The 23,200-nt window shown below is 69.9% G+C and carries 22 protein-coding genes; 15 read left to right on the top strand and 7 right to left on the bottom strand.

Annotated elements, in window-relative coordinates; genetic code table 11:
• Positions 1 to 91: 91 nt before the first annotated feature.
• Genes BLW81_RS24180 through BLW81_RS24165 form a run of 4 tightly spaced genes read left to right on the top strand, consistent with a single transcriptional unit; the run spans position 92 to position 4,003 of the window.
• Complete coding sequence (locus BLW81_RS24180; protein WP_083409383.1) at positions 92 to 1,126, top strand: class I mannose-6-phosphate isomerase; 1,035 nt, start codon at positions 92 to 94, stop codon at positions 1,124 to 1,126.
• Positions 1,123 to 1,887: an ATP-binding cassette domain-containing protein gene (locus tag BLW81_RS24175; protein ID WP_083409382.1), complete on the top strand. Its 765-nt coding sequence runs from the start codon at positions 1,123 to 1,125 to the stop codon at positions 1,885 to 1,887. Before BLW81_RS24180 ends, BLW81_RS24175 begins: the two co-directional genes overlap by 4 nt.
• On the top strand, positions 1,884 to 2,957 hold the full coding sequence (locus BLW81_RS24170; RefSeq protein ID WP_083409381.1) for an ABC transporter permease: 1,074 nt from the start codon (positions 1,884 to 1,886) through the stop codon (positions 2,955 to 2,957). Before BLW81_RS24175 ends, BLW81_RS24170 begins: the two co-directional genes overlap by 4 nt.
• Positions 2,954 to 4,003, top strand: coding sequence for an ABC transporter substrate-binding protein (locus BLW81_RS24165; protein WP_083409380.1), 1,050 nt, complete (start codon positions 2,954 to 2,956; stop codon positions 4,001 to 4,003). Before BLW81_RS24170 ends, BLW81_RS24165 begins: the two co-directional genes overlap by 4 nt.
• Here BLW81_RS24165 and BLW81_RS24160 read toward each other — a convergent pair.
• Complete coding sequence (locus tag BLW81_RS24160; RefSeq protein ID WP_083409379.1) at positions 4,000 to 4,839, bottom strand: class II fructose-bisphosphate aldolase; 840 nt, start codon at positions 4,837 to 4,839, stop codon at positions 4,000 to 4,002. The genes BLW81_RS24165 and BLW81_RS24160 overlap by 4 nt on opposite strands.
• A 95-nt stretch (positions 4,840 to 4,934) precedes the next feature.
• On the opposite strand from BLW81_RS24160, the gene BLW81_RS24155 reads away from it, so the two are divergent.
• From BLW81_RS24155 to BLW81_RS24145, 3 genes are read left to right on the top strand one after another with little or no spacing between them, the layout of a single operon-like run.
• Positions 4,935 to 6,269 (top strand): FGGY family carbohydrate kinase, encoded by a 1,335-nt coding sequence (locus BLW81_RS24155; RefSeq protein WP_083409378.1) that lies wholly within the window; start codon positions 4,935 to 4,937, stop codon positions 6,267 to 6,269.
• Positions 6,266 to 7,045 (top strand): DeoR/GlpR family DNA-binding transcription regulator, encoded by a 780-nt coding sequence (locus BLW81_RS24150; RefSeq protein ID WP_083409377.1) that lies wholly within the window; start codon positions 6,266 to 6,268, stop codon positions 7,043 to 7,045. The genes BLW81_RS24155 and BLW81_RS24150 overlap by 4 nt, the downstream gene beginning before the upstream one ends.
• On the top strand, positions 7,042 to 7,983 hold the full coding sequence (locus BLW81_RS24145) for a 1-phosphofructokinase family hexose kinase (protein ID WP_083409376.1): 942 nt from the start codon (positions 7,042 to 7,044) through the stop codon (positions 7,981 to 7,983). Before BLW81_RS24150 ends, BLW81_RS24145 begins: the two co-directional genes overlap by 4 nt.
• Here BLW81_RS24145 and BLW81_RS24140 read toward each other — a convergent pair.
• Both BLW81_RS24140 and BLW81_RS24135 read right to left on the bottom strand, forming a co-directional pair.
• Positions 7,976 to 9,031 carry a zinc-dependent alcohol dehydrogenase gene (locus BLW81_RS24140; RefSeq protein ID WP_197680339.1) on the bottom strand — a complete coding sequence of 352 codons (1,056 nt, stop codon included), beginning with the start codon at positions 9,029 to 9,031 and terminating at the stop codon, positions 7,976 to 7,978. The genes BLW81_RS24145 and BLW81_RS24140 overlap by 8 nt on opposite strands.
• 11 nt (positions 9,032 to 9,042) lie before the next feature.
• Positions 9,043 to 9,708: an HAD-IA family hydrolase gene (locus BLW81_RS24135; protein ID WP_083409375.1), complete on the bottom strand. Its 666-nt coding sequence runs from the start codon at positions 9,706 to 9,708 to the stop codon at positions 9,043 to 9,045.
• Positions 9,709 to 9,744: 36 nt separating this feature from the next.
• Between BLW81_RS24135 and BLW81_RS24130 the strand changes: the two genes are divergently transcribed.
• The 3 genes from BLW81_RS24130 (at position 9,745) to BLW81_RS24120 (ending at position 11,856) form a co-directional block, all read left to right on the top strand.
• Positions 9,745 to 10,470 (top strand): SDR family oxidoreductase, encoded by a 726-nt coding sequence (locus tag BLW81_RS24130; protein WP_083409374.1) that lies wholly within the window; start codon positions 9,745 to 9,747, stop codon positions 10,468 to 10,470.
• Between the two features lie 103 nt (positions 10,471 to 10,573).
• Entirely contained in the window at positions 10,574 to 11,230 is a 657-nt protein-coding gene (locus BLW81_RS24125; protein ID WP_083409373.1) for a hypothetical protein, read from the top strand.
• 62 nt (positions 11,231 to 11,292) lie between these two features.
• Positions 11,293 to 11,856, top strand: coding sequence for an alpha/beta fold hydrolase (locus BLW81_RS24120; protein WP_083409372.1), 564 nt, complete (start codon positions 11,293 to 11,295; stop codon positions 11,854 to 11,856).
• Position 11,857: 1 nt separating this feature from the next.
• Here BLW81_RS24120 and ngg read toward each other — a convergent pair whose 3' ends face one another.
• The 3 genes from ngg to BLW81_RS24105 all read right to left on the bottom strand — a co-directional run bounded on the left by ngg (position 11,858) and on the right by BLW81_RS24105 (position 17,057).
• On the bottom strand, positions 11,858 to 13,621 hold the full coding sequence (ngg, locus tag BLW81_RS24115; protein ID WP_083409371.1) for an N-acetylglutaminylglutamine synthetase: 1,764 nt from the start codon (positions 13,619 to 13,621) through the stop codon (positions 11,858 to 11,860).
• Complete coding sequence (locus tag BLW81_RS24110; protein ID WP_083409370.1) at positions 13,618 to 15,423, bottom strand: N-acetylglutaminylglutamine amidotransferase; 1,806 nt, start codon at positions 15,421 to 15,423, stop codon at positions 13,618 to 13,620. The genes ngg and BLW81_RS24110 overlap by 4 nt, the downstream gene beginning before the upstream one ends.
• Positions 15,424 to 15,512: 89 nt before the next feature.
• The gene (locus BLW81_RS24105; protein WP_083409369.1) at positions 15,513 to 17,057 is read right to left on the bottom strand and encodes an amino acid permease; all 1,545 of its coding nucleotides are present in this window, start codon (positions 17,055 to 17,057) and stop codon (positions 15,513 to 15,515) included.
• 178 nt (positions 17,058 to 17,235) lie between these two features.
• Between BLW81_RS24105 and BLW81_RS24100 the strand changes: the two genes are divergently transcribed.
• The 5 genes from BLW81_RS24100 to BLW81_RS24080 are packed head-to-tail and all read left to right on the top strand — an operon-like array spanning position 17,236 to position 22,235.
• Positions 17,236 to 18,603: a glutamine synthetase family protein gene (locus BLW81_RS24100; protein WP_083409368.1), complete on the top strand. Its 1,368-nt coding sequence runs from the start codon at positions 17,236 to 17,238 to the stop codon at positions 18,601 to 18,603.
• The gene (locus BLW81_RS24095) at positions 18,590 to 19,360 is read left to right on the top strand and encodes a gamma-glutamyl-gamma-aminobutyrate hydrolase family protein (RefSeq protein ID WP_083409367.1); all 771 of its coding nucleotides are present in this window, start codon (positions 18,590 to 18,592) and stop codon (positions 19,358 to 19,360) included. The genes BLW81_RS24100 and BLW81_RS24095 overlap by 14 nt, the downstream gene beginning before the upstream one ends.
• The gene (locus BLW81_RS24090; protein ID WP_083409366.1) at positions 19,357 to 20,715 is read left to right on the top strand and encodes an aldehyde dehydrogenase family protein; all 1,359 of its coding nucleotides are present in this window, start codon (positions 19,357 to 19,359) and stop codon (positions 20,713 to 20,715) included. The genes BLW81_RS24095 and BLW81_RS24090 overlap by 4 nt, the downstream gene beginning before the upstream one ends.
• On the top strand, positions 20,712 to 21,488 hold the full coding sequence (locus BLW81_RS24085; RefSeq protein ID WP_173839670.1) for a 3-oxoacyl-ACP reductase: 777 nt from the start codon (positions 20,712 to 20,714) through the stop codon (positions 21,486 to 21,488). Before BLW81_RS24090 ends, BLW81_RS24085 begins: the two co-directional genes overlap by 4 nt.
• A 3-nt stretch (positions 21,489 to 21,491) precedes the next feature.
• Positions 21,492 to 22,235 (top strand): FadR/GntR family transcriptional regulator, encoded by a 744-nt coding sequence (locus BLW81_RS24080; RefSeq protein ID WP_083409364.1) that lies wholly within the window; start codon positions 21,492 to 21,494, stop codon positions 22,233 to 22,235.
• On the opposite strand, the gene BLW81_RS24075 is transcribed toward BLW81_RS24080, so the two are convergent.
• Positions 22,232 to 23,129, bottom strand: a protein-coding gene (locus BLW81_RS24075) for an IS5 family transposase (RefSeq protein ID WP_407662286.1) whose coding sequence is annotated in 2 segments (ribosomal slippage) — positions 22,232 to 22,784 and positions 22,783 to 23,129 — 900 coding nt in all. Because the reading frame shifts where the segments join, the coding sequence is not laid out codon by codon here. The genes BLW81_RS24080 and BLW81_RS24075 overlap by 4 nt on opposite strands.
• Positions 23,130 to 23,200 lie beyond the last annotated feature (71 nt).

Raw genomic sequence — 23,200 nt, 5'->3', positions numbered from 1 at the left:
GTACGCCGAATTGTCTGACACCGGTGACATAGCGGGCGATGTGGCGTACTGTCCGGCGTGACGCAGGTAACAGACAGGAGGTGCCGCACGAGTGACCGTCCACCCGCAACTGCTGCCCCCGAACGTCATTCCGCACTGGTATGTCGGTGGGCCGGTGCTGGCCGACTGGCGCGGACTGCCGCCGGTCGGTGAGCGCTCCCCGGAGGAGTGGATCGGCGCCACCGTGTCACGGTTCGGGGAACCCGCGCTGGGCCCAGCGACGCTGGCCGACGGCACGCTGCTGCGCGAGGCCGTCGAACGCGACCCCCGCGGCTGGCTCGGTCGCGACGACGGCGCGCCCGGCGACACCGGCGTGCTGGTGAAACTGCTCGACGCCGGACAGCGGCTGCCCGTGCATGTGCACCCAACGCGCGAATTCGCGTGCCGTCACCTCGGCTGCCCCTACGGCAAAACCGAGGCCTGGTACATCCTGCGCGCCGACGGTGACGCCGCGGTGTGGGCGGGCTGGCGCGAAACCGTTGACCCGCAACGGCTCTCGGACCTGGTCGCCGCGCAGGACACCGAGGGCCTGCTCGCGCTGATGCACCGGATACCGGTGCGGCCCGGCGACGGGGTGCTGGTCCCCGGCGGCACCCCGCACGCGATCGGCCGTGGCGTGCTGCTCGTCGAGGCGCAGGAGCCCACCGACCAGTCGATCCTGCTCGAGCGCGTGAACACCTCCGCATCCGACGACGAGGTGTTCCTCGGCCTGGACCGCGACGTCGCGCTCTCGGCGGTGGACAGCGCCCCCGTCGACGACGTCGGCGACCTGCTGCGCCATACCGACGCCGACGCGACCGGAGTGACACCGGTGCTGCCCGCCGAAGCCGCGGATTTCTTCCACATGGACCTGCTCGGCCCGCGCGCCGAACTTGACGCGGGCTTCGCCGTCGCGGTGGTGCTGGCGGGCGAGGGGTCGGTGGTGCCCGCAGAGGGCGAGCCCGTCGCGGTGACGGCAGGCAACACCCTCGTGGTGCCCGCCTCCTCGGGCCCCTGGCACACCGAAGGCGATGCGCGCCTGCTCGTCTGCCGGCCGGGCGACACCTGGCCTCCGTCCCTCACGAACCCGCAGGAAAGGACGACATGACCGCACTGCTGCACGCGCGCGGCCTGTCCCGCAGCTTCGGCCACGTGCGTGCGCTCGACGGCGCCGACTTCGACGTGACCGCCGGCGAGGTCGTCGGCCTCATCGGCGACAACGGCGCGGGCAAGTCGACGCTCATCAAGGCGCTGTCGGGCAACCTCGACCTGGACGAGGGCGAGATCTACTTCGAGGGCAAGCGGGTGCGCCTGTCCGAGCCGCGCCAGGCAGAGGACCTCGGCATCGAGGTGGTGTATCAGGATCTGGCGCTGGCGCCGCACCTGAACCCGGTGCAGAACGTGTTCCTGGGCAGGGAGATCGCCCGCAAGGGCATCCTCGGGCGGTTGGGCTTCATGGACGAGAAGGAGATGCGGCGCCGGGCTGCCGAGTCGTTCCGTGACCTCGGTGCGACCGTGCGGTCGTTGAATTCGCCGGTCCGATCGATGTCGGGCGGCCAGCGCCAAGGCATCGCGATCGCCAGGGCGATGGCGTGGGCGAGGAAGGTGCTGATCCTCGACGAGCCCACCGCGGCGTTGGGCGTCGTGCAGACCGCCAACGTGCTCGAGTCGATCAAACGGGTGCGCGACAAGGGGATTGCGGTGGTGTTCATCAGCCACTCGATGCCGCACGTACTCGAGGTGTGCGACAGCATCCAGGTGCTGCGGCTGGGCCGGCGGGTGGCCACCTTCACCGCGGCGCAGACCACCGTCGAGGAACTCGTCGGCGCGATGACCGGCGCGCTGGACTCGCGGGACGGCGCGGCATGAGCACCCTCGAGAAAGCGGTCGTGAGCGACGGCGCCGACGACCCGGCGGAGTCGTTCCTCAAGCGCATCAGCGGATTACAGGCGTTCTGGATCCTCGGCGTGCTGATCGTCATCTGTGCGTGCTTCACCGTGCTCGCCGGCGACCGCTTCCTGTCCACCGGCAACTTCTCGCTGATCTCGCAGAACGTCGCGGTCTGGGCGGTGCTCGGCGTCGGCATGACGTTCGTCATCATCACCTCGGGGATCGACCTGTCGGTCGGTTCGGTGCTGGTGTTCGCCTCGGTGGTGGCGGCGAAGGTGATGGAGGCGATGGGCGGCGCGGGCCCCGGCGTCGCCGCCGTCGGCCTGATCGCTGCGGTGCTCGGCGGGACGGTGTGGGGCGTCGTGAACGGCATCCTGGTCGCGGTCGCGAAGGTGCCCGCGCTGATCGTGACTCTGGGCACGCTGTCGGTGGCGCTCGGACTGGCGCAGGTCCTGACCGGCGGCATCGACATCCGCTCGGTGCCCACCGAACTGACTGACTTCAGCGCCTACACCAAGATCCTCGGCATCCCGGGCCTGCCGTTCGTCGCGCTGGTGATCGTCGTGCTCGGCGGAATACTGTTGCACAAGACAAGATTCGGCCGCTACACCTACGCGATCGGCTCGAACGAGGAAGCCGCGCGCCGCACCGGCATCAAGGTGACCCGGCACCTCGTGCTCGTCTACGCGCTGGCGGGCACGCTCGCCGGCATCGGCGCGATCCTCACGCTCGCGCAGTTCGGCACCACGACGATCGCCGGGCAGTCGCTGACCAACCTCAACGTGATCGCGGCGGTGGTGATCGGCGGGACGTCGATCTTCGGCGGCGAGGGCAGCATCTTCGGCACCGTCGTCGGCCTGTTCATCCCCGCCGTGCTGCAGTCCGGGTTCGTCATCATCGGCGTCCAGCCGTTCTGGCAGGGCGTGGCGGTGGGCACGGTCCTCATCGCCGCTGTGTACGTCGACCAGTCCCGCCGTGCGGCCGCGCTGCGCGGCGCGCGGTCCCGAAGTTTCGTCAAACGCAGAACGCAACGAAAGGAACGCCAGTGAACCGTAAACGCGTGATGACGGTCGCGGGAACGTTGGGGGTCGCGGTCCTCACGCTGTCGTCCTGCACCTCGTCCAAACCCGAATCGTCGGGCTCGGAGTCGGGAGAGGGTGCCGACGGCGCGCAGCAGGCGGCCGCCGCGACCACCGTCACCGCGCCGGCGAAAGCCAGCCAGGAGTACAACATTCAGTTCCTGCAGGGCGTATCCGGCGGCCAGTTCTACATCACCATGCAGTGCGGCGCCCAGGAAGAGGCGGCGAAGCTGGGCGTGAAGGTCTCCACACAGGGACCGCAGAAGTTCGACCCGACGCTGCAGAAGCCGATCCTCGACTCGATCGTGGCCGGCCGGCCCGACGCGCTGCTGGTGGCGCCGACCGATGTGCAGGCGATGCAGCAGCCGCTGCAGCAGGCGGCCGCGGCGGGCATCAAGGTGGTGCTCGTCGACACCACCACCAACGACCCGTCGTATGCGGTGTCCGAGATCGCCAGCGACAACGAGGGCGGCGGCCGCGCGGCGTTCGAGGCCATCAAGAAATTGCGCCCCGAGGGCGGCAAGGTGATGGTGATGAACATCGACCCGGGCGTCTCGACAACCGATGCCCGCGCCAAGGGATTCGAGGACGCGGTCAAGGAGGACAGCAAGTTCACCTACGTCGGCGTGCAGTACAGCCACAACGATCCGGCGACGGCCGCGCAACTGATCGGCGCGCAGTTGCAGAAGGACCCCGACCTCGTCGGCGTCTTCGCCACCAACCTGTTCTCGGCCGAGGGCTCGGCGACCGGCGTGCGGCAGGCGGGCAAGAGCGGTCAGGTGCAGGTGGTCGGGTTCGACGCCGGCCCCAACCAGATCCAGGCGCTGCGGGAGGGCACCGTGCAGGCCCTCGTCGCCCAGGACCCGGGTCTGATCGGCAAGTTCGGCGTCGACGAGGCGGTCACCGCGCTCGAGGGCGGCGAGAACACCAAGAAGGTGCAGACCGGCTTCACCATCATCACCCAGGACAACCTCGACGGCGAAGGCGGAGCGGCGGCCTACAAGTCGCAATGCTAAGCGGCAGCGACCAATTCGATCAGATGTGAGACCACGTCGGCGACCGCGTCGCGGGCGGCGGCCAGCGGCTTGCGGGGGTCCACCCCGTCGCTGAGCGCCGCCCGCACCGCGCCGGTGTAGGCGACGTTGAGCGCCGTGCCGATGTTGACCTTGACGATTCCTGCGCCGACGGCTGCGCGCAGCGTGTCATCGGGAACGCCCGAAGATCCGTGCAGCACAAGCGGAATCGGCAATGCGTCGCGTAGCGCCGCGATCAGGTCGAGGTCGAGCTGCGCGGTCCGGTCGGTCATCGCGTGTGAGCTGCCCACCGCGACCGCCAGCGCGTCCACCCGGGTCGCGGCGACGAACTCGGCCGCCTGCTGCGGGTCGGTGCGCACGCCCGGCGCGTGCGCGCTGGCGACATGGGTGTCCTTGCCGCCGACGTAGCCGAGTTCGGCCTCCACCGCCAAGCCCTGGGCGTGCAGCCGGCGGGTGGCGTCGGCGGTGATGTCGACGTTGCGGTCGTACGGCAGCGCGCCCGCGTCGACCATCACCGAGGAGAAACCTGTGGCGGCGGCGGCCTCCCACAGCGCGGCCGTCTCGACGTGGTCGAGGTGCAGGCCGACCGGCACGGCCGCCTCGGCGGCCAGGACCTTGAGCGCGGCGGCCAGTGGGGCGACCCCACCGTGGAACGCCACGCTGTTCTCGCTGACCTGCAGGATCACCTGTTCGCCGACGCGTTCGGCGCCGGCGAGGATGCCTTCGGCATGTTCCAGCGTGATCACGTTGAAGGCCGCGACACCGACGCCGCGCGACCGGGCGCTGTCGAGAAGGGCGGCGGTGGGGGCCAGCGGCATGTCGCTCCTACTTGACGCGTTTCCAATCAGACGCAACCATATCCATGCAAACCCAACACCGCAATGCCACCGAATCGCATGCACCGAGGAGCGCGATGCCTGCCTTCGCCGGCCTCGACGTCGGCACCACGTCGAGCAAGGCTGTCGTCTACGCCGACGACGGTACGGTGCTGGGCACCGGTCGCGCCGCCATGCCGTGGGATGTGGGACCGCAGGGCACGCAGACCGACGCGGATGTCCTGTGGCGCAGCGCGCTGACCGCGCTGCGTGACGCGGCGACGGCCGCGCAGGTGCCGGTGGCCGCGGTCGGCATCACGAGCATGGGCGAGTCCGGTGTGCTGACCGACGCGCACGAGCGGCCCGTGGCGCCCGTGATCGCCTGGCACGACGACCGCGACGGCGACGAGGTGGCTCGTCTCGTCGCGGACATCGGCGCCGACGCGTTCGGCGGTGTGGCCGGAAAGCCTGCGCGCGGCCAGTTCTCGCTCACCAAGCACCGCTGGCTGCGCACCCACGAACCGGCCGCGCGGTCGGCGACTAAACGGTTCGACGTCGGCGGCTGGGTGGTCCGCCGTCTCGGTGTGGACCCGGTCATCGAGCTGTCGTTGGCCGGGCGCACCGGTTGGCTCGACGTCGCGCGGCGCGACTGGTGGGACGACGCGCTCGCGTGGTCGGGCGCGACCCGCGCGCTCATGCCGCCGCTCGTGGCCGCCGGGGATCCGGTCGGCCGCATCACCGCCGACGAGGCGGGTCCGCTGCTGCGTGGAGCGCTGCTCACCCTCGCCGGCCACGACCATCAGGCAGCGGCGCTCGGTGCCCGCGCGACGGCACCCGGCTACGAGCTCGACTCGTCGGGCACCGCGGAAGCATTGGTGCGCACGGTTTCTCACATGCCTGGCCGCGGCCAGACAGCGCGGCTCGCGGCCGCGGGCATCACCACCGATCCCAGCATCGAACCCGACCACTGGACGTTGCTCGGCGGCACCGAGGGCGGGCTCGCGCAGAGTCGCGCGCTGGAGATGCTCGGCGTGTCCGGCGGGCCTGGAGGGGGCCTGGCCGCACTCGACGCCGCGGCCGAGCACGCACCGCACGGGCGGGTCATCGTCGGCGGTCTGGGCACCGACGCGCTGACCCTCGGCGGCATCGCCGGCGGAGTCGGGCCGGGGGAGGTGTGGAAGGCCGTGGTCGCCGCGGCCGCCGACGAGGCCATGGCGCTGCACCGCGCGATGGACGACGTCGTCGGACCCGCGGTCGGCGTCGTCGTCACCGGCGGATGGCGCCACAGCGCAGAGGTGATGCGCGCCAAGCGCGCTCGGTTCCCCGCGCTGCGGGTGTCGAGCCTCGACGAGGCCGGGACGTTGGGCGCCGCCACGCTCGCCGCGCGGGCCACCGGCGCGCTCGGACGCGACGACCACCTGGTCGGCCCGTGACCACGCCGGGGCGGACGTGGTTCGCCGATGAGCGGCACGCCGAGGTGCTCCGGATGCTGGCCACCCGGCGTCGCGTCGAAAGCGCCGAGCTGGCCCGGCATTTCGGTGTCAGCGCCGAGAGCATCCGCAAGGACCTCGCCCACCTCGAGGCGCGCGGCCTGCTGCGCCGCGTGCACGGCGGCGCGGTACCGCAGCAGCGGCAGAGCGACGAACCGGCCGTCGGCACCCGAACCGAGCGCGCCGCGCAGAAGGAGGCGATCGCCCGCCGCGCCCTGAGCCTGGTCCCCGACGGCGGTTCGCTGCTGCTCGACGCCGGCTCGACCACGCTGCGGTTGGCCGAAATACTGCCCGCCGACCGCGATCTCGTCGTCTACACCAACGCGTTGCCGCTGACGTCGGTGCTGCTGCAGCGGGGTGTCGCCGTCGTCAGCCTGGGCGGGCGCGTGCGACCCGAAACCGGCGCCGCGGTCGGCCCGCTGACCGTCGCGGCGCTGGCCGGCGTCAACCTCGACGTGGCGTTCCTGGGCACCAACGCGCTGTCCTTCGACCGCGGACTCACCACCCCCGACACCGACGAGGCGCACGTCAAACACGCGATGCTCGCCGCTGCCCGGCAACGCGTGTTTCTCGTCGACGCAACGAAATTCGGCCGCGAGAGCCTGGCCAGGCACGCCGACCTCGACGACGTCGACGTCCTGGTCACCGATGCCACCGTGAGCGCCGCACACCGCGACCGTCTCACCGCCCTCGGGGTGACCGTGGAGGTGGCCGAGTGATCACCACCGTCACCGCCAATCCGAGCCTGGACCGCACGCTGCACCTGCCGCGGTTCGTCGCGGGCGTAGTCAACCGCGCCACATCGACGATGGTCGAGCCCAGCGGCAAGGGCGTCAACGTCGCGCTGGGCCTGCACGGCGTCGGTGTCCCCGTGCGCGCGGTGCTGCCCGTCGGCGGCGGCACCGGCGACGAGATCGTAGCGCTGCTCGACGATCTCGGCCTCGACCATGCCGACGTGCCGATCGCGGGCGCGCTGCGCTCGAACATCACGCTGGTCGAGGCCGACGGACGGACCACCAAGGTCAACGAACCGGGGCCCCGGCTGTCACCCGCCGAAGTCGAGGCGCTGTGCGCGACGGCGCTGTCGGGCGCCGGCGACTGGGTGGTGTGGTCGGGCAGCCTGCCCGCCGGCTTCACGCCGCCACGGCTGGCCGCGGCCGTCGACGAGGCCAAGTCGGCGGGGTGCCGCGTCGCGCTCGACTGCTCGGGCGCACCGCTGGCGGAGGCGCTGGCCGGTGCCGTCGTGCCGGATCTGGTGAAGCCGAACGCCGAGGAACTCGCCGAGGTGACCGGGCGGTCGCTGCGGACGCTCGGCGACGTGACCGAGGCCGCCCATCAGCTGCGCACGCACGGCGTGCGGACCGTGCTCGTCAGCCTCGGCGCCGACGGTGCGGTGCTGATCGACGCGGACCTGCCCGACCCGCTGCACGGCAGCGCGCCGGTGCGGCGGGTGGTCAACACGGTCGGCGCCGGCGACGCAGTGCTGGCCGGCTGGCTGGCCGCGGCGCATACGGGCGCGTCGAGTGTGGAGGCGTTCGCCAACGCTCTGCGGTTCGGCGCCACCGCCGTCGAACACGAGGGCACGCTGCTCGGTGTGCCCGACCCGGACCGCGCAGTGTCGATCGCGCCGGTGCGGGCCGACATTCCGCTCAGCTGACGGTCGCCAGCACCTGCTCGTCGATGCCCACGAGCACCTTGACGTGATCGCCACCCGATGACAACGCGTACGCGTCGGCGGCCCGGGCCATGGGCACCTCGGCGGTGACGATCTCGTCGACGCGCACCGCACCGGCGGTGAGCAGGCGGATCGACTCCTCGTAGTCGCGCGGCAGATACGTCGCGCTGCCCTGGATCCGGATCTGGTGATCCTGGACGAGGGCCAGCGGGACAGCGACGTCGCCCGTCGGCACCCCCAGCACCACGACCGTGCCGCCCTTGCTCGCCATCCCGATGGCGGCCCGCATCGTCGATTCGATTGCCACGCAGTCGAATACGAAGTCGGCGCTCTCGCCGAGGGCTGCCCGAGCCTGCGTCACCCCGTCGGCCGAACCCGCGTCGAGCGCCACATCGGCGCCGAGGCGCAGGGCACGCTCGCGTTTGGCGGGCAGCGGATCGGTGATCACGACGCGGCGCGCACCGTGCGCGCGCACGACGGCCAGCACGAGGAGTCCGATCGTGCCTGCCCCGAGGATCACCACGGCCTGCCCGCGCACATCGCCGGCGAGGCGTACGGCGTGCACCGGGGTGGACAGCGGCTCGATCAGCGCCGCGGCGCGGTAGTCGAGCTCGTCGGGAACGACGTGGACCCGGTCGGCGGGGATGGTGAAGTAGTCGGCCATGCCGCCCTGCTCATAGCCGCAGCCGAAGAAACGCAGGTTCTCACACAGGTTCTCGGCGCCGCGGCGGCACTGCTTGCACTGCCAGCACGGCAGGTCGGGTTCGACGGTCACCCGCGCGCCGACCTCGACGGTGTCGACGCCGTCACCCCGTGCGGCGACGACGCCGACGACCTCGTGACCGGGGTGGTACGGCAGCGCGATGAACGGGTGCCTGCCGTGCGCCGCGTGGGTGTCCGAACCACACACGCCGGAGACCACCGAGTGCACGAGCACCTCCCCGGGACCGGGCATCGGGGTGGGGGAGTCGACCACGTCGATGGACCCCGACGAGACCACGACGCGGCGCATCCGGGTGGGGATCTGCATGGTTTCCGACGCTACTCGCCGGTCTGTGGCAGCAGTGCGTCGCGCGCGATCTCGAGGCGGGCGCCGTCGAACCGCACCGCGCGCAGGTCGGCGACGGCGAGGGTGACGGGCGCGGCCGCAGCGCCGACACCGACGATCGTGGGCACCCCCGCTTCGCGGGCCGACGCGATACCGGCCGGCGCGTCCTCGAAGACCGCGCATCGCTCAGGTGGGATCTGCAGGCGTTGCGCGGCGAGCAGATACGGGTCGGGAAACGGCTTGCCGTTGTCGACGTCCTCACCGGTCACCAGCACCGGCGCGGGCGGCAGGCCCGCCGAGGCCATGCGGGCGGTGGCCAGCGCCCGGTTGCCCGACGTCACCACGGCCCAGCGTCCGGGAGGACAGGCCGCCAGCAGTTCGCGCGCGCCGGGGATCGGCCGGACGTCGGTGGCGGTGTCCAGTTCGAGCTGTTTGAGTTCGGCCGCCGCGACCTCGACTTGGCTTGTGTCGCCGATCAATTCGGCGACCAGGTCGCTGATCCGTCTGCCGTGCTCGATGTCGCGGTGAAAGTCGAAGCCGGGCGCCCAGTGGGTGGCCCATCGGTTCCAGGCGATCGCCGCCGCGTCATGCGAGTCGACGAGTACGCCGTCGCAGTCGAGCAGCAGACCGTCGACATCGATACGCACGGAGCCGGTCACGGGGGCAGGCTATCGGACCGCGTGTGATGATGAGGCGTGGCTGATTTCACCGGTAAGACGATCCTGGTCACCGGTGCGACCGGCGGCATCGGCGCGGCGACGGTGCGCAGGCTCGTCGCCGACGGCGCGACCGTCTACGCCGGCGGGCGCAACGTCGATGGCCTGAGCGCGCTGGCCGACGAGACCGGTGCCCGCCCGGTGCCGTTCGACCTGACCTCCGAGGACGACATCCGCGACGCCGTATCGGGTCTGGCGCTCGACGGGGTGGTCAACTGCGGCGGGTTCGGCGGGGAGATCGCGACGCCGCAGGACACCGACATCGCGGTGTTCGACAAGGTCATCAGCATCAACGCGCGGGGCAGCCTGCTCGTCATCAAGCACGTCGCGCCGGCCATGATCGGCCGCGGCGGCGGCGCGATCGTCAACGTCTCGAGTCAGGCGAGCCTGGTGGCGCTGCCCGGACACATCTCATACGGCTCGTCGAAAGCCGCGGTGGACAACATCACCCGGGTGAGCGCACTCGAACTCGGCCCGCACAACATCCGGGTCAACAGCGTCAACCCGACCGTCGTGATGACCGAGATGTCGGCATCGCACTGGGGCCGTCCCGACGTCGGCCCGCCGTTTTTGGCGCAGATGCCGCTGGGCCGGTGGGCGACCGAAGAGGAGATCGCCGGGCCGATCGTGTTCCTGCTGAGCGACGACGCGGCGATGATCACGGGCGTCTGCCTGCCGGTCGACGGTGGCTACACCTGCCGCTGACCCCCGCCCGCCGAGGCGCCGAACGTGGGTTACCCGCACGCGATCGGCGCTCGAGGCGTGACGGTAACCCACGTTCGGCAGGGCAGATCGGTAGCCTGAGCAGATGATCGGGCGGTTCGCGGCGGTCGCCGTGCTGGCGGTCGCGGTGAGCGGATGCGCCCCCGCGGTCACCGGCACCGCGACCTGGCCGGGCGCCCGCCTGGAACGAGCGGTCCTCACCGCCGCCGATCTGCCTCCCGGCGTGCAGTTCGACCGGGTGGTCCGCGAACCGGGACAGGGCGAAGGAGGCGGTCCGCCCGCCATGTTGTCCAAACCGCCGGGCTGCTCCGACGGGCTGACCCGGGTGATCGCCGACTCCGCCGAACGCGGACCCGGCAGCGCCGCGGAGTACGTCGTCGGCTTCGACGGGGCGCGCATCGTGATGACGGTGCTGACCTGGAACCTGGACCTCGACGCGCTGGCGGCCACCGCCGAGCGGTGCGCACAATTCGAGACCTTCTTCGACCCGTCCTCACCGGGCATCCCGATGACCACCACACGGCTCGACACGCCGCGCCGCGACGCGCTGGTCTACCAGCAGACGATGCGGCTCGACGGTGCCGACAACAGCGTCTACTTCTCGTTCGAGAACATCGGCGCCATGGCGGTCTACGGCATCGCGTTTCCCACCCCGAACCCGTCGATCAGCGTCAAAGGCACGCTGCCGCAGACCTTTCTGGACATCACCGCCAAGCAGGCCGACCGCCTCGCGGCGGCGTGAACACCGCGTTCACTGACCGCGAAACGACTCCGGCGCGCGATCAACGCCTGTAGCGTGGCCCAATGCCATCCACCACGGTCACGGTCGAGGGAATCACCGTGCCCGTCGACGTCGCGGGTCCCGACAAGGGTTCGGTCGTCGTGCTGCTCGGCGCGGCCCATCAGTCGCCCGCGGCCTACACCCCGGTCTGCCAACGACTGCACACCGCATCGCTGCGCACCGTCGTGGTGCCGCCCGACCCCCGGCTGACCGCGAAGTCGGTCGTCTCTGTCCTCGACGCGCTCGAGATCAAGTGGGCGCTGCTGGTCGGCGACCGCATCGGTGGGGAACTGGCGTGGGAACTCGCCGCGACCCGGCTGGACCGGTTCATCGGGCTGGTCGTGATCGACCGCGGGCATCCGCGGGTGGCCGACGCCGCCGGCGTGGTCCGCGACGAACACTGCCCGCCGGTCGAGATGAACACCACCGCGCTGGTCAGCAACCCGGCCGCCCGCGCGGTCGCCAGGGCCAGCCAGCAGTTCGTGTACGGCGACTACCGGATGGTCGACCTGCTCGGCCGCCGCAACGCGCAGGAGTCCACCGCGCAACTGGCCGCCGAGATCGTGATGCGCACCAGCACCTGGTGACTCAGTTCACCGCCTCTTCCGGCGTCCACGCCTGGGGGAGCGCAGGGCTGCCGGGAAACAGGAAGTCGACGAACGCTTTTGCCGTCGGCTGCGGCTCGTGGTTGGCCAGCCCGGGCCGCTCGTTGGCCTCGATGAAGACATAGTCCTGGCCGGTGACGTCGGGCACCAGCAGGTCGATCCCCGTCACCGGGATGCCGATGGCTTCGGCCGACTTCACCGCCACCTCGCACAGGTGCGGGTTCACCTTCGCGGTCACGTCGTGGATGGTGCCGCCCTGGTGCAGGTTCGCGGTGCGGCGCACCCGCAGCCGCTGACCCTCGGGCAGCACGTCGTCGAACGACCAGCCCGCCTCGGCGACGGTGGATTCGGTGACCGCGTCGATCGGGATGCGGGATTCGCCGCCGGTGGCCGCCGCGCGCCGCCGGCTCTGCGTCTCGATCAGTTCGCGGATGGTGTGGTGGCCGGTGCCGACGATCTCGGCAGGCCTGCGCAGCGCGGCCGCCACCACCTTGCCGTCGATCACGACCAGCCGCAGATCGTCACCCGGGGCGCGCTGTTCGATCAGCACGTGCGGGTGCTCTTCGCGGGCGCGGGCCAGCGCGGCGTCGAGCTCCTCGGGGCCGCTGACCCCGACCGTGATGCCCTTGCCCTGCTCGCCGCGGGTGGGTTTGACCACCACGTCGCCGACCTCGTCGAGGAATGCGTGGTCCTGCTCATCGAACGTCGCCAACCGGCCCTTGGGCACGACGATCCCGGCCTCGGCGACCAGCCGGCGGGTCAGCCGCTTGTCGTCACACCGTGCCATCGCCACCGCAGAGGTGAACTCCGACAACGACTCCCGGGTGATCACCGTGCGACCGCCGTGCGACAGTCGCATCTCGCCGGCCTCGGCGTCGAGCACCTCCACCCAGATCCCGCGCCGCATGGCTTCGTCGGCGATGATGCGCGCGTACGGGTTGAGATCCTCGACCGTCTCGGGCGGATGGGTGAACAGCGGCTCGTTGATCGCGTTCTTGCGCTTGACGGCCATCACCGGGACCCGCTCGAAGCCCAGCTTCTCGTACAGCGAGATCGCGGCGGCGTTGTCGTGGCTCACCGACAGATCCATGTAGGAGCGGCCGCGGTCGCGGTAGATGGCGGCCAGCGCGCGGGTGAGCGCGGCCCCGACGCCGGGCAGGCTGGTGGTGGGGTCGACGGCCAGTGTCCACAGGCTCGACCCGTTCTCCGGGTCGCTGAACAACCGTGCGTGGTCGACACCGGTGACGGTGCCGACGACGCTGCCGTCGTCGTCGCGCACCGCGACCAGGTAGTCGACAGCATCTTGCTCGAGATGGTTCTGCCACAACGCCTCGACGGGCGCGGGCACCATCCCGCACCGCACGTAGACGCGGTTCATCTCGTCGGCGTCCTCGGCGCTGCCGAGCGCGCGGACCGAGAAGCCGGTCGGCGCCGGCGCCGACGGGTCGTCCTCGGTGAACCGCAGCCGGTAGGTGTGGCTGGGGTCGATGAACAGTTCGGCGGGTGCCATCGAGACCAGCACGTGCGGCTCGCGCGCGTACATGCAGATGTCGCGCCTGCCAAGGCTCTCCTGGCGCAGCACCTCGGCCAACGTCTCCGGCTCGGCGAAGGTCTGACCGAAAATCAGCCGGCCCCAACCCATCTCGATGACGACGTCGTCGGCCATCTTGTCGACGAGGTGCTGCGGCGACGCGTCGTGCAGGCCGAGTGTGATGGCTTCGGTGTGGTCGGGGTCGATGGTGGTCATGCCGCGGGACCCGTCACCCCGTGCCGCTGCAACCACAGTTCGAGCAGCGCCAGTTGCCACAACTCGTTGCCGCGCAGCGGGGTGAGCCGGCCGTTGGGATCGGCGAGCAACCGGTCGACCGCCTCGGGCCGGAACAGGCCGCGCTCCTTGGCGGCCGGCGCGTACAGCGCGTCACGCACCATGTCGAGGTACGGGCCCTCCAGATGGGTCAGCGCGGGCACCGGGAAGTATCCCTTCGGCCGGTCGATGACCTCAGACGGGATAACTTGCCGCGCAGCCTGTTTCAGCACGCCCTTGCCTTCGTGGGCGATCTTGAGCTCGGGCGGGCAGGTGGCGGCCAGTTCGACGAGTTCGTGGTCGAGGAACGGCACCCGGCCCTCCAGCCCCCATGCCATTGTCATGTTGTCCACGCGCTTGACCGGGTCGTCGACCAGCATCACCGTGCTGTCGAGGCGCAGCCCGCGGTCGACGCCGGTCGCGGCGCCCGCCCGCGCGAAGTGCTCGGTGACGAAGTCCAGGCTCGGGTCGCCGTCGACGGTGTACGACGGCGAGATCAACGCGTCGTATCCGGCGCGGTCGCGGTCGAAGAACGCCTTGCGGTAGCGGGCGACCGCCCCGTCGACGTCACCGGCGTCCGGTTCGCTGAGCGGCGGATACCAGTGGTAGCCGGCGAACACCTCGTCGGCGCCCTGACCGGACTGCACCACCTTGACGTGTTTGGCGACTTCCTGGCTGAGCAGATAGAAGGCCACGCAGTCATGGCTGACCATCGGCTCGCTCATCGCGCCGATCGCGCCGTCGAGCGCGGGCAGCATCCGGTCGGTGCCGATGCGAATCTGGTGGTGGTCGGTGCCGAACCGTTCGGCGACGATGTCGGAGTACTTGAACTCGTCGCCGGCGACCCCGCCGACAGACTCGAAGCCGATGGAGAAGGTCTTCAGGCCGTGCTGTCCGGCCTCGGCCAGCAGCCCCACGATCAGGCTGGAGTCCACGCCGCCGGACAGCAGGCAGCCGACCGGCACGTCGGCGACCAGCCTGCGGTCGACCGCGACCCGCAGCGACTCGAGAACGGCGTCCTCCCAATCGCGTTCGGACCAGTCGGCGCGGTCCTCGCGGCGGGTGAAGTCGGGCTCCCAGTAGGTGGAGGTGATGCGGCGGCCGTCGGGTTCGATGGCCACCAGCGACGCCGGCGGCACCTTGCTCACTCCGCGCAGGATGGTGCGCGGCGCGGGAACGACGGAGTGGAACGTCATGTAGTGGTGCAGCGCGACCGAGTCGATGCGGGTGTCGACGTCGCCGCCGGCCAGCAGCGCGGGTAGCGACGAAGCGAACCGGATCCGCTGCGGGGTCTCGGTCAGATACAGCGGCTTGATGCCGAGCCGGTCACGGCCCAGCAGCACCCGGCCGCTGTCGCGCTCGACGATCGCGAACGCGAACATGCCGTAGAGGCGTTCGACGAACCGGTCGCCCCAGTGGTGGTACGCCTTGAGTAGCACCTCGGTGTCGCTGTGCGAGAAGAACCGGTAACCGGCCTCGCTCAGTTCGCGGCGCAGCTGCTTGTAGTTGTAGATGCAGCCGTTCCATGCGACGGCGAGCCCCAGCTCGGAGTCGAGCATGGGCTGACCGCCCGCTTCTGTCAGGTCGATGATTTTCAGGCGACGGTGTCCGAGCGCGACCCTGCCCTGTGACCACGCGCCCGCTGAGTCCGGGCCCCTCGGGGTCATCGCCTCGGCCATCGCCGAGACCGCTGCGATGTCAGGCGTCAGGCCGTCGAGACGCACCTCGCCGGTGGCTCCACACACGCCTTGGACTTTACCCCTGTGTCAACTGATGAAACGTGGGGCGGGTGTGACCTGGCTCTACTTCGCGCTGCTCACGCGGGGGTTCCGGGTCAGTCGGTATGGCCTTTGAGGATCTCGTCCTCGATGGTCCCGCCGAGCCCCTCGGCCTCCGGGTCGAACCCGTGCAGGCCGCCGGTGACCGCGTACTCCTCCTCGGGCGAGAGCACCAGGCGGTGCCTGCCGTAGAACCCGAACACCAGCAAGCCGACGATGTAGAAGATGACGATCGCGATGACGGCGGGGCGGTAGGTCGGGTTGACCAGCACGCCGACGAAGGTCACCGCGGCGATGACGAGGGCGACGATGGCTCCGGCGTTGCCGGTCGGGCTGACCCACGGCCGCCGGGCGTTGGGGAACTTGCGGCGCAGCAGCAGGAACGAGATCATCTGCAGCCCGTAGGCCAGGACCGCGCCCCACACCGCGATGTTGAGCACCACCGCGCCCGCGCCCTCGTTGGCGTTGACGATCAGCAGGGCGACGAAGCCGATCACCGCGCCGGCAAGCAACGCGACATACGGCGTCTGCCGGGAGCCGGTGAGCGACAACGATTTCGGGTAGTAGCCGGCGCGGCTGAGCGAGTACATGTTGCGGCCGTAGGCGTACATGATGCCCTGCAGGCTGGCGAGCAGGCCGATCAGCGCGAACGCCGACAGCACGGCGGCCAGGTTCTGCGGCAGGAACGCGCGGAACCCGTCGAGCAGGGGCTCGTCGGACGCGCCGAGGGCGGCCGACCCGGTCACGGCGGGGTTGAGGAAGAACACGATCGCACCGCAGCCGATCAGCGTGAGCAGGCCCCAGATGCCGGCCCTGGGGATGTCGCGGGCCGGTTCATGGGCCTCCTCGGCCGCCAGCGGCAGTTCCTCGATGCCGAGGAAGAACCACATCGCGAACGGCATCGCGAACACGATCGCGAGCCAACCCGACGGCAGGAACGTCGACGAGCCCGCCACCTCCGGGTCGGCGGGGATGTCGAACAGCTTGGAGAAGTCGACGGCGCCGTTGACGATGGCGAGCACGCCGAAGAGCACGAGGATGCCGATCGAGATGATCGCGACGACGAGCGCGAACTTGAACGAGATCTCCGCGCCCCACGAGTTCAGCCCCACGAAGATCGCGTAGAGGATGATCCACCACACCCACGCGGGCATGCTCAGGTTGAACAGGTCGCTGGTCACCGCGTCGGCGTAGCTGGCCGAGAAGAACACGATGACCGCGGTGGTGAAGACGTACTCGATGGTCTCGGCGAAGCCGGTGACGAACCCGCCCCACGGGCCCATCGCCGCGCGGGCGAAGGAGTACGCGCCGCCGGTGTGCGGCATCGCCGCCGACATCTCGCCGATCGAGAACAGCATGCCGAAGTACATGATCACGATGACGACGGAGGCGATCGCCAGACCACCCCAGCCGGCCTCGCCGATGCCGAAGTTCCAGCCGGAGAAGTCGCCGGAGATGACCGCCGCGACGCCGATGCCCCACAGACCCCAGAAGCCGGCGGTCCGCTTGAGTTGCCGCTTCTCGAAGTAGCCCTCGCCCGCCTGGCTGTAGGTGACGCCGCCCGAACTCTTCATCTTGTCCTGCGCATTGCCCTGAGCCATGGGTTCGCTCCTTCTCGCAGTCGTGAGGCATACGGAGAATAAACTCGCCAAAGGTCTGGTGTCCTACCTTTGGGAGTGACAAATGTGTAAAACTCCGCGACTAGTGCCGAGACGGACCGCTGCCAATGGTTGACTACTCGACATTCCCGTCATCCGCGAGGAAAGGGCGCACCTGCTGATGAGCGTTCCATCGGGCATGCTGGCCGAGGCCGACCTCGAGCGGCTGGTCGCCGCCGGTGAGGTCGACACCGTCATCCTCGCGTTCTGCGACATGCAGGGCCGGCTGACCGGCAAGCGGGTCTCCGCGCGGTTGTTCGTCGAAGAGGTCGCCGCGCACGGCGCGGAGTGTTGCAACTACCTGCTGGCCGTCGACGTCGACATGAACACCGTCGCCGGTTATGCGATGTCGAGCTGGGAGACCGGCTACGGCGACATGGTGATGACGCCGGACTTCTCCACGTTGCGGCTGCTGCCGTGGCTGCCCGGCACGGCAATGGTGATGGCCGATTTGTCGTTCACCGACGGCCGGCCCGTCGGCGTCGCGCCGCGCAGCATCCTCACCCGCCAGATCGACCGGCTCGCCGAGCGCGACCTGGTGCCCTATGCCGGGACCGAACTGGAGTTCATGGTTTTCGACGACGGTTACCGCGAGGCCTGGGCCAAGGGCTATCGCGGGCTGACCGCGGCGACGGACTACAACATCGACTACGCGATGCTGGCGTCCACGAGGATGGAACCGCTGCTGCGCGACATCCGGCTGGGCATGACCGGTGCCGGGATGTACTGCGAAGGCGTCAAGGGGGAGTGCAACCTCGGCCAGCAGGAGATCGCGTTCCGCTACGACCACGCGCTCGTCACGTGTGACAACCACACGATCTACAAGAACGGCGCCAAGGAGATCGCCGACCAGCACGGCAAGAGTCTGACGTTCATGGCGAAATTCGATGAGCGCGAGGGCAACAGCTGCCACATCCACATCTCGCTGCGCGGTTCCGACGGCTCGGCCGTGTTCGCCGACGACGACGATCCACAGGGCATGTCGCCGATGTTCCGCAGCTTCGTGGCCGGCCAGCTGGCCACGATGCGCGAGCTGACCCTGTTCTACGCGCCGAATATCAACTCTTACAAGCGGTTCGCCGAGGGCAGCTTCGCGCCGACGGCGATCGCGTGGGGGCTGGACAACCGCACGTGCGCGCTGCGGGTGGTGGGCCACGGCCACGGCATGCGGATGGAGAACCGTGCGCCGGGCGGCGACGTCAACCAGTACCTCGCGGTGTCGGCGTTGATCGCCGGCGGCCTGTACGGCATCGAGCACGAGCTGGAATTGCCCGAAGCCATGCAGGGCAACGCCTATACCAGCGGCGCCGAGCGGCTGCCGACCACGCTGGCCGAGGCGGCCGCGCGGTTCGAGCAGTCCGAGGTGGCGCGCGCGGCGTTCGGTGACGAGGTCGTCGAGCACTACCTCAACAACGCGCGCGTCGAACTCGACGCGTTCAACGCCGCGGTGACGGACTGGGAAAGGATTCGAGGCTTTGAGCGGCTCTAGCAAGGCGCGGCCCGTCGTCGGGTTGACGACGTACCTGCAGCAGGCCCAGACCGGCGTGTGGGACGTGCGGGCCAGCTTCCTGCCCGCCATCTACTTCGAGGGCGTCGAGTTGGCCGGCGGGATCGCGACACTGCTTCCGCCGCAGCCGGTCGACGACGAGATCGCCGACCGGTTGCTCGACGGTCTGGACGGGCTGATCGTCACCGGAGGCCCGGATGTGCTGCCCGACAACTACGGTCAGGACCCGCACCCGGCCACCAACGAGGCCAACCCCGACAACCGCAGCCGCGACGACTTCGAGCTCGCGCTGGTGCGCGGTGCGATCCGGCGCGGCCTGCCGCTGCTCGGAATCTGCCGCGGCGCACAGGTTCTCAACGTCGCGCTGGGCGGAACCCTGCACCAGCACCTGCCCGATGTCATCGGCCATACCCGCCACCAGCAGGGCAACGCGGTGTTCACCACCTCGACCGTGCGCACCGTGGCGGGCACCCGGCTGGCCGCGTTGATCGGCGAGACCTCGGATGCGCAGTGCTACCACCACCAGGCCGTCGACCAGCTCGGATCCGGCCTGGTGATCAGCGCCCAGGACGACGACGGTGTCATCGAGGGCGTCGAGGTGCCGGGCGAGCAGTTCATTCTCGGCGTGCAGTGGCATCCCGAGGAGCGGCTGGACGACCTGCGGTTGTTCGCCGCCGTCGTCGACGCGGCCCGCACCTATTCCACCGGAGCCCATGCGAAAGGACGGGTGAACGCGTGACCGAGGTCATCAACCCCGCGACCGAGGAGGTGCTGACCACCGTCGAGCACACCGACGAAGCGGGTGTGGACGACGCCGTCGCCAAAGCCAAGGTGGCGCAGCGCGAGTGGGCGCGCCAGGCGCCTGCCGCCCGCGCCGCAGCGCTGCGCGCCTTCGCGGCGGCGGTGGACGCGCACATCGACGAGTTGGCCGCGCTCGAGGTCGCCAACTCCGGGCACCCGATCGGCAACGCCGAATGGGAGGCCGGCCATGTGCGCGACGTGCTGCAGTTCTACTCCGCGACACCGGAACGTCTGTCGGGCAAGCAGATTCCGGTCGCGGGTGGGTTCGATGTCACGTTCAACGAGCCGCTCGGCGTCGTCGGGGTGATCACCCCGTGGAACTTCCCGATGACGATCGCGTCGTGGGGGTTCGCGCCCGCGCTGGCGGCGGGGAACGCCGTCGTGCTCAAGCCCGCAGAGTGGACCCCGCTGACCACGATCCGGTTGGGCGAGTTGGCCGTCGAGGCCGGACTGCCCGCCGACCTGTTCCAGGTGCTGCCGGGCCGCGGGTCGGTGGTCGGCGAGCGATTCGTCAGCCATCCCGACGTGCGCAAGATCGTGTTCACCGGATCCACCGAGGTCGGGACCCGGGTGATGGCCGGTGCCGCCAAACAGGTCAAGCGCGTCACCCTCGAACTGGGCGGCAAGAGCGCCAACATCGTGTTCGACGACTGCGATCTGGAGCAGGCGGCCGCCACCGCCCCCTACGGGGTGTTCGACAATGCGGGCCAGGACTGCTGCGCGCGCAGCCGGATTCTCGTGCAGCGCAACGTCTATGACCGGTTCATGGAGTTGTTCGAGCCGGCTGTCAAGGGCGTGGTCGTCGGCGACCCGCGGGCCAAGGACACCGAGATGGGTCCGCTGGTGTCGCGGGCGCACTTCGACTCGGTGGCATCGTTCGTGCCCGACGACGCTCCGGTGGCGTTCCGGGGTTCGGCTCCCTCGGGCGCCGGATACTGGTTCCCGCCGACCGTGCTGACCCCGCAGCGCACCGACCGAACCGTGCGCGAGGAGATCTTCGGCCCGGTGGTTACGGTGCTGCCGTTCGACGACGAGGCCGACGCGATCGCGCTGGCCAACGACACCCCCTACGGCCTGTCCGGATCGATCTGGACCGAGAACCTGTCCCGGGCCGTGCGGGTGTCGCGGGCGCTGGAATCGGGCAACCTGTCGGTCAATTCGCATTCCTCGGTCCGCTACAACACACCGTTCGGCGGCTTCAAGCAGTCCGGGCTGGGCCGCGAACTCGGGCCCGACGCGCCGCTGTCCTTCACCGAGACCAAGAATGTTTTCTTTGCCGTGCAGGAGGTTTGATGGATCTGACGCAACGACTCGCGGACAAGGTGGCCGTGATCACCGGCGGGGCCAGCGGTATCGGGCTGGCCACCGCCAAGCGGATGCGCGCCGAGGGCGCGACCATCGTCATCGGCGACATCGACCCGGAAACCGGCAAGACCGTCGCCGACGACCTCAACGCGACCTTCGTCCAGGTCGACGTCTCCGACCAGGTGGCCGTCGACCGCCTCTTCGACACCGCCGCCGAGACGCACGGCTCGGTCGACATCGCGTTCAACAACGCGGGCATCAGCCCGCCCGAGGACGATCTGATCGAGAACACCGGCATCGACGCGTGGCAGCGGGTGCAGGACATCAACCTCAAATCGGTGTTCTTCTGCTGCAAGGCTGCGCTGCGCCACATGGTGCCCAACCAGAAGGGCTCGATCATCAACACCGCATCGTTCGTCGCGGTGATGGGCTCGGCGACCTCACAGATCTCCTACACCGCATCCAAGGGTGGGGTGCTTGCGATGTCGCGCGAACTCGGCGTGCAGTACGCGCGGCAGGGGATCCGGGTCAACGCGCTGTGCCCCGGGCCGGTCAACACACCGCTGCTGCAGGAGTTGTTCGCCAAGGACCCCGAGCGGGCCGCCCGCCGGCTGGTGCACGTGCCGGTCGGCCGGTTCGCCGAACCCGAGGAGCTCGCGGCCGCGGTGGCGTTTCTGGCCAGCGACGACGCGTCGTTCATCACCGCGTCGAGCTTCCTGGTCGATGGCGGCATCAGCGGGCACTACGTCACTCCGCTCTAGACCATGACCGCGGACCCCGACGCACCACTGGAAGGGCAGACCGAGGCGGCCGCCGAGGCGCTGCTGCGCCCGGTGCGGCCGGGGAACGCGTTCGAAGACACCGTCGGCCGGCTGTTGCAGACGATCCGGCTCGGGGTGCTGGCGCCGGGCCAGAGTCTGCCCCCGGAGCGCGAACTCGCCGCCCGCCTCGGGGTCAGCCGCGACACCGTCCGCGAGGCGATCAAGTCGCTGTCGGATGCGGGTTATCTGGTGTCGCGGCGCGGCCGCTACGGCGGCACGTTCCTGGCCGACGAACTGCCCAGGCACACCGGCGATACGGGCCGCGTCACCCGCGACGAGATCGACGATGCGCTGCGGCTGCGCGAGATCCTCGAGGTCGGCGCCGCGCACATGGCGGCGCGGCGCACTCTGACCGCGGCCGAGCGCGAGCGGCTGTGGTCACGGCTCGCCGACGTGCGCGACTCGGCGCCCGACGATGACTACCGGCGATTGGACTCCCGGCTGCATTTGGCGATCGCCGAGGCGGCCGGGTCGCCGTCGCTGGTACCGCTGCTCGCCGAGAACCGGATGCGGCTCAACGCGCTGCTGGACCAGATCCCGTTGCTGCCCCGCAACATCGCGCACTCCGACGAACAACACGAGGCCATCGTGTTGGCGATTTTGGCCGGCGACGCCGATGGTGCCGCCGAGGCGATGCGCGCCCACGTCGAAGGTTCGGCCGCGCTGCTGCACGGCTTTCTCGACTAGGGCGTGTCTGATAAATGCGGTAGCCAGAGTGTGATGGCCCGTAGGACTGCTGCGCCCCGGTAGACGATGGCGAGTTTGTCGTAGCGGGTGGCCAGACCACGCCACTGCTTGGTGACGCTGAATCCTCGTTCAACAACGTTGCGGCCCTTGTAGTCCTCGGCGTCGAATGCTGGCGGTCGGCCGCCGTGGGTGCCCCGACGTTTACGGTGGCCGATCTGATCGGACGGTTCGGGAATGACGGCAACGATCCCTCGTCGGCGCAGCCGCTGCCGGGTCGCTCGGCTGGAATAGGCCTTATCTCCGCGCAGGCGATCGGGCCGGGTGCGGGGCCGCCCAGGCCCGCAGCGCTCAACTTTGAGGTGGGCGAGCAAATGCTCCAGGACCGGTCCGTCGCCTGCCTGGCCGGCGCTCACGAGCACCACCAACGGTCGGCCGTGCCCGTCGACGAGGTGATGGATCTTGCTGGTCAACCCGCCGCGCGAGCGACCAATGCCGTGGTCAGGCGGCTCGCTCGCCAGATTTGTGTAATTCGACCCAGCCCCCTGTGTCACGGGTGATGTTCGTGGCATGTTGGTGAGCGCGGGCGATCGTGGAATCCACCGACACCGCCCAGTCGATGATCCCGGCCTCGTCGGCGGCGGCCAGCAACCGAGCCAGCACCATGTCCCAGGTGCCCTCGGCGCTCAGCCGTCGGTGCCAGGTCCAGATCGTCTGCCACGGTCCGAATACCTCGGGCACGTCTCGCCAGGCGATCCCGCACCGGTATCGATAAATGATCCCCTCGACCATCGAGCGGGCATCCCGAAAAGGCCTGCCCTTCTTACCTGTTCGGACAGGTAGAAGGTCTTCGATCAATGACCATTGAGCATCGGTGAGCAGCTGAAACCGCGACATGCCCTAAGTCTCAACCGAAACACCCGAAACATTTGTCAGACACGCCCTAGCAGGGCAGTCGAAGGACCGTG

The sequence above is a fragment of the Mycolicibacterium rutilum genome, assembly GCF_900108565.1.
Taxonomy (GTDB): Bacteria; Actinomycetota; Actinomycetes; order Mycobacteriales; family Mycobacteriaceae; genus Mycobacterium; species Mycobacterium rutilum.
The sequence above is the reverse complement of the archived record's forward strand: the minus strand, read 5'-3'. Positions and strand labels throughout refer to the sequence as shown.

What these genes read in the sequence shown, in the direction of transcription:
- BLW81_RS24175 (WP_083409382.1), top strand. Translation starts at nt 1,123, where the DNA reads ATGACCGCACTGCTGCACGCGCGCGGCCTGTCCCGCAGCTTCGGCCAC.
- BLW81_RS24170 (WP_083409381.1), top strand. Translation starts at nt 1,884, where the DNA reads ATGAGCACCCTCGAGAAAGCGGTCGTGAGCGACGGCGCCGACGACCCG.
- BLW81_RS24160 (WP_083409379.1), bottom strand. Translation starts at nt 4,839, where the DNA reads ATGCCGCTGGCCCCCACCGCCGCCCTTCTCGACAGCGCCCGGTCGCGC.
- BLW81_RS24155 (WP_083409378.1), top strand. Translation starts at nt 4,935, where the DNA reads ATGCCTGCCTTCGCCGGCCTCGACGTCGGCACCACGTCGAGCAAGGCT.
- BLW81_RS24140 (WP_197680339.1), bottom strand. Translation starts at nt 9,031, where the DNA reads ATGCAGATCCCCACCCGGATGCGCCGCGTCGTGGTCTCGTCGGGGTCC.
- BLW81_RS24125 (WP_083409373.1), top strand. Translation starts at nt 10,574, where the DNA reads ATGATCGGGCGGTTCGCGGCGGTCGCCGTGCTGGCGGTCGCGGTGAGC.
- BLW81_RS24120 (WP_083409372.1), top strand. Translation starts at nt 11,293, where the DNA reads ATGCCATCCACCACGGTCACGGTCGAGGGAATCACCGTGCCCGTCGAC.
- ngg (WP_083409371.1), bottom strand. Translation starts at nt 13,621, where the DNA reads ATGACCACCATCGACCCCGACCACACCGAAGCCATCACACTCGGCCTG.
- BLW81_RS24105 (WP_083409369.1), bottom strand. Translation starts at nt 17,057, where the DNA reads ATGGCTCAGGGCAATGCGCAGGACAAGATGAAGAGTTCGGGCGGCGTC.
- BLW81_RS24100 (WP_083409368.1), top strand. Translation starts at nt 17,236, where the DNA reads ATGAGCGTTCCATCGGGCATGCTGGCCGAGGCCGACCTCGAGCGGCTG.
- BLW81_RS24080 (WP_083409364.1), top strand. Translation starts at nt 21,492, where the DNA reads ATGACCGCGGACCCCGACGCACCACTGGAAGGGCAGACCGAGGCGGCC.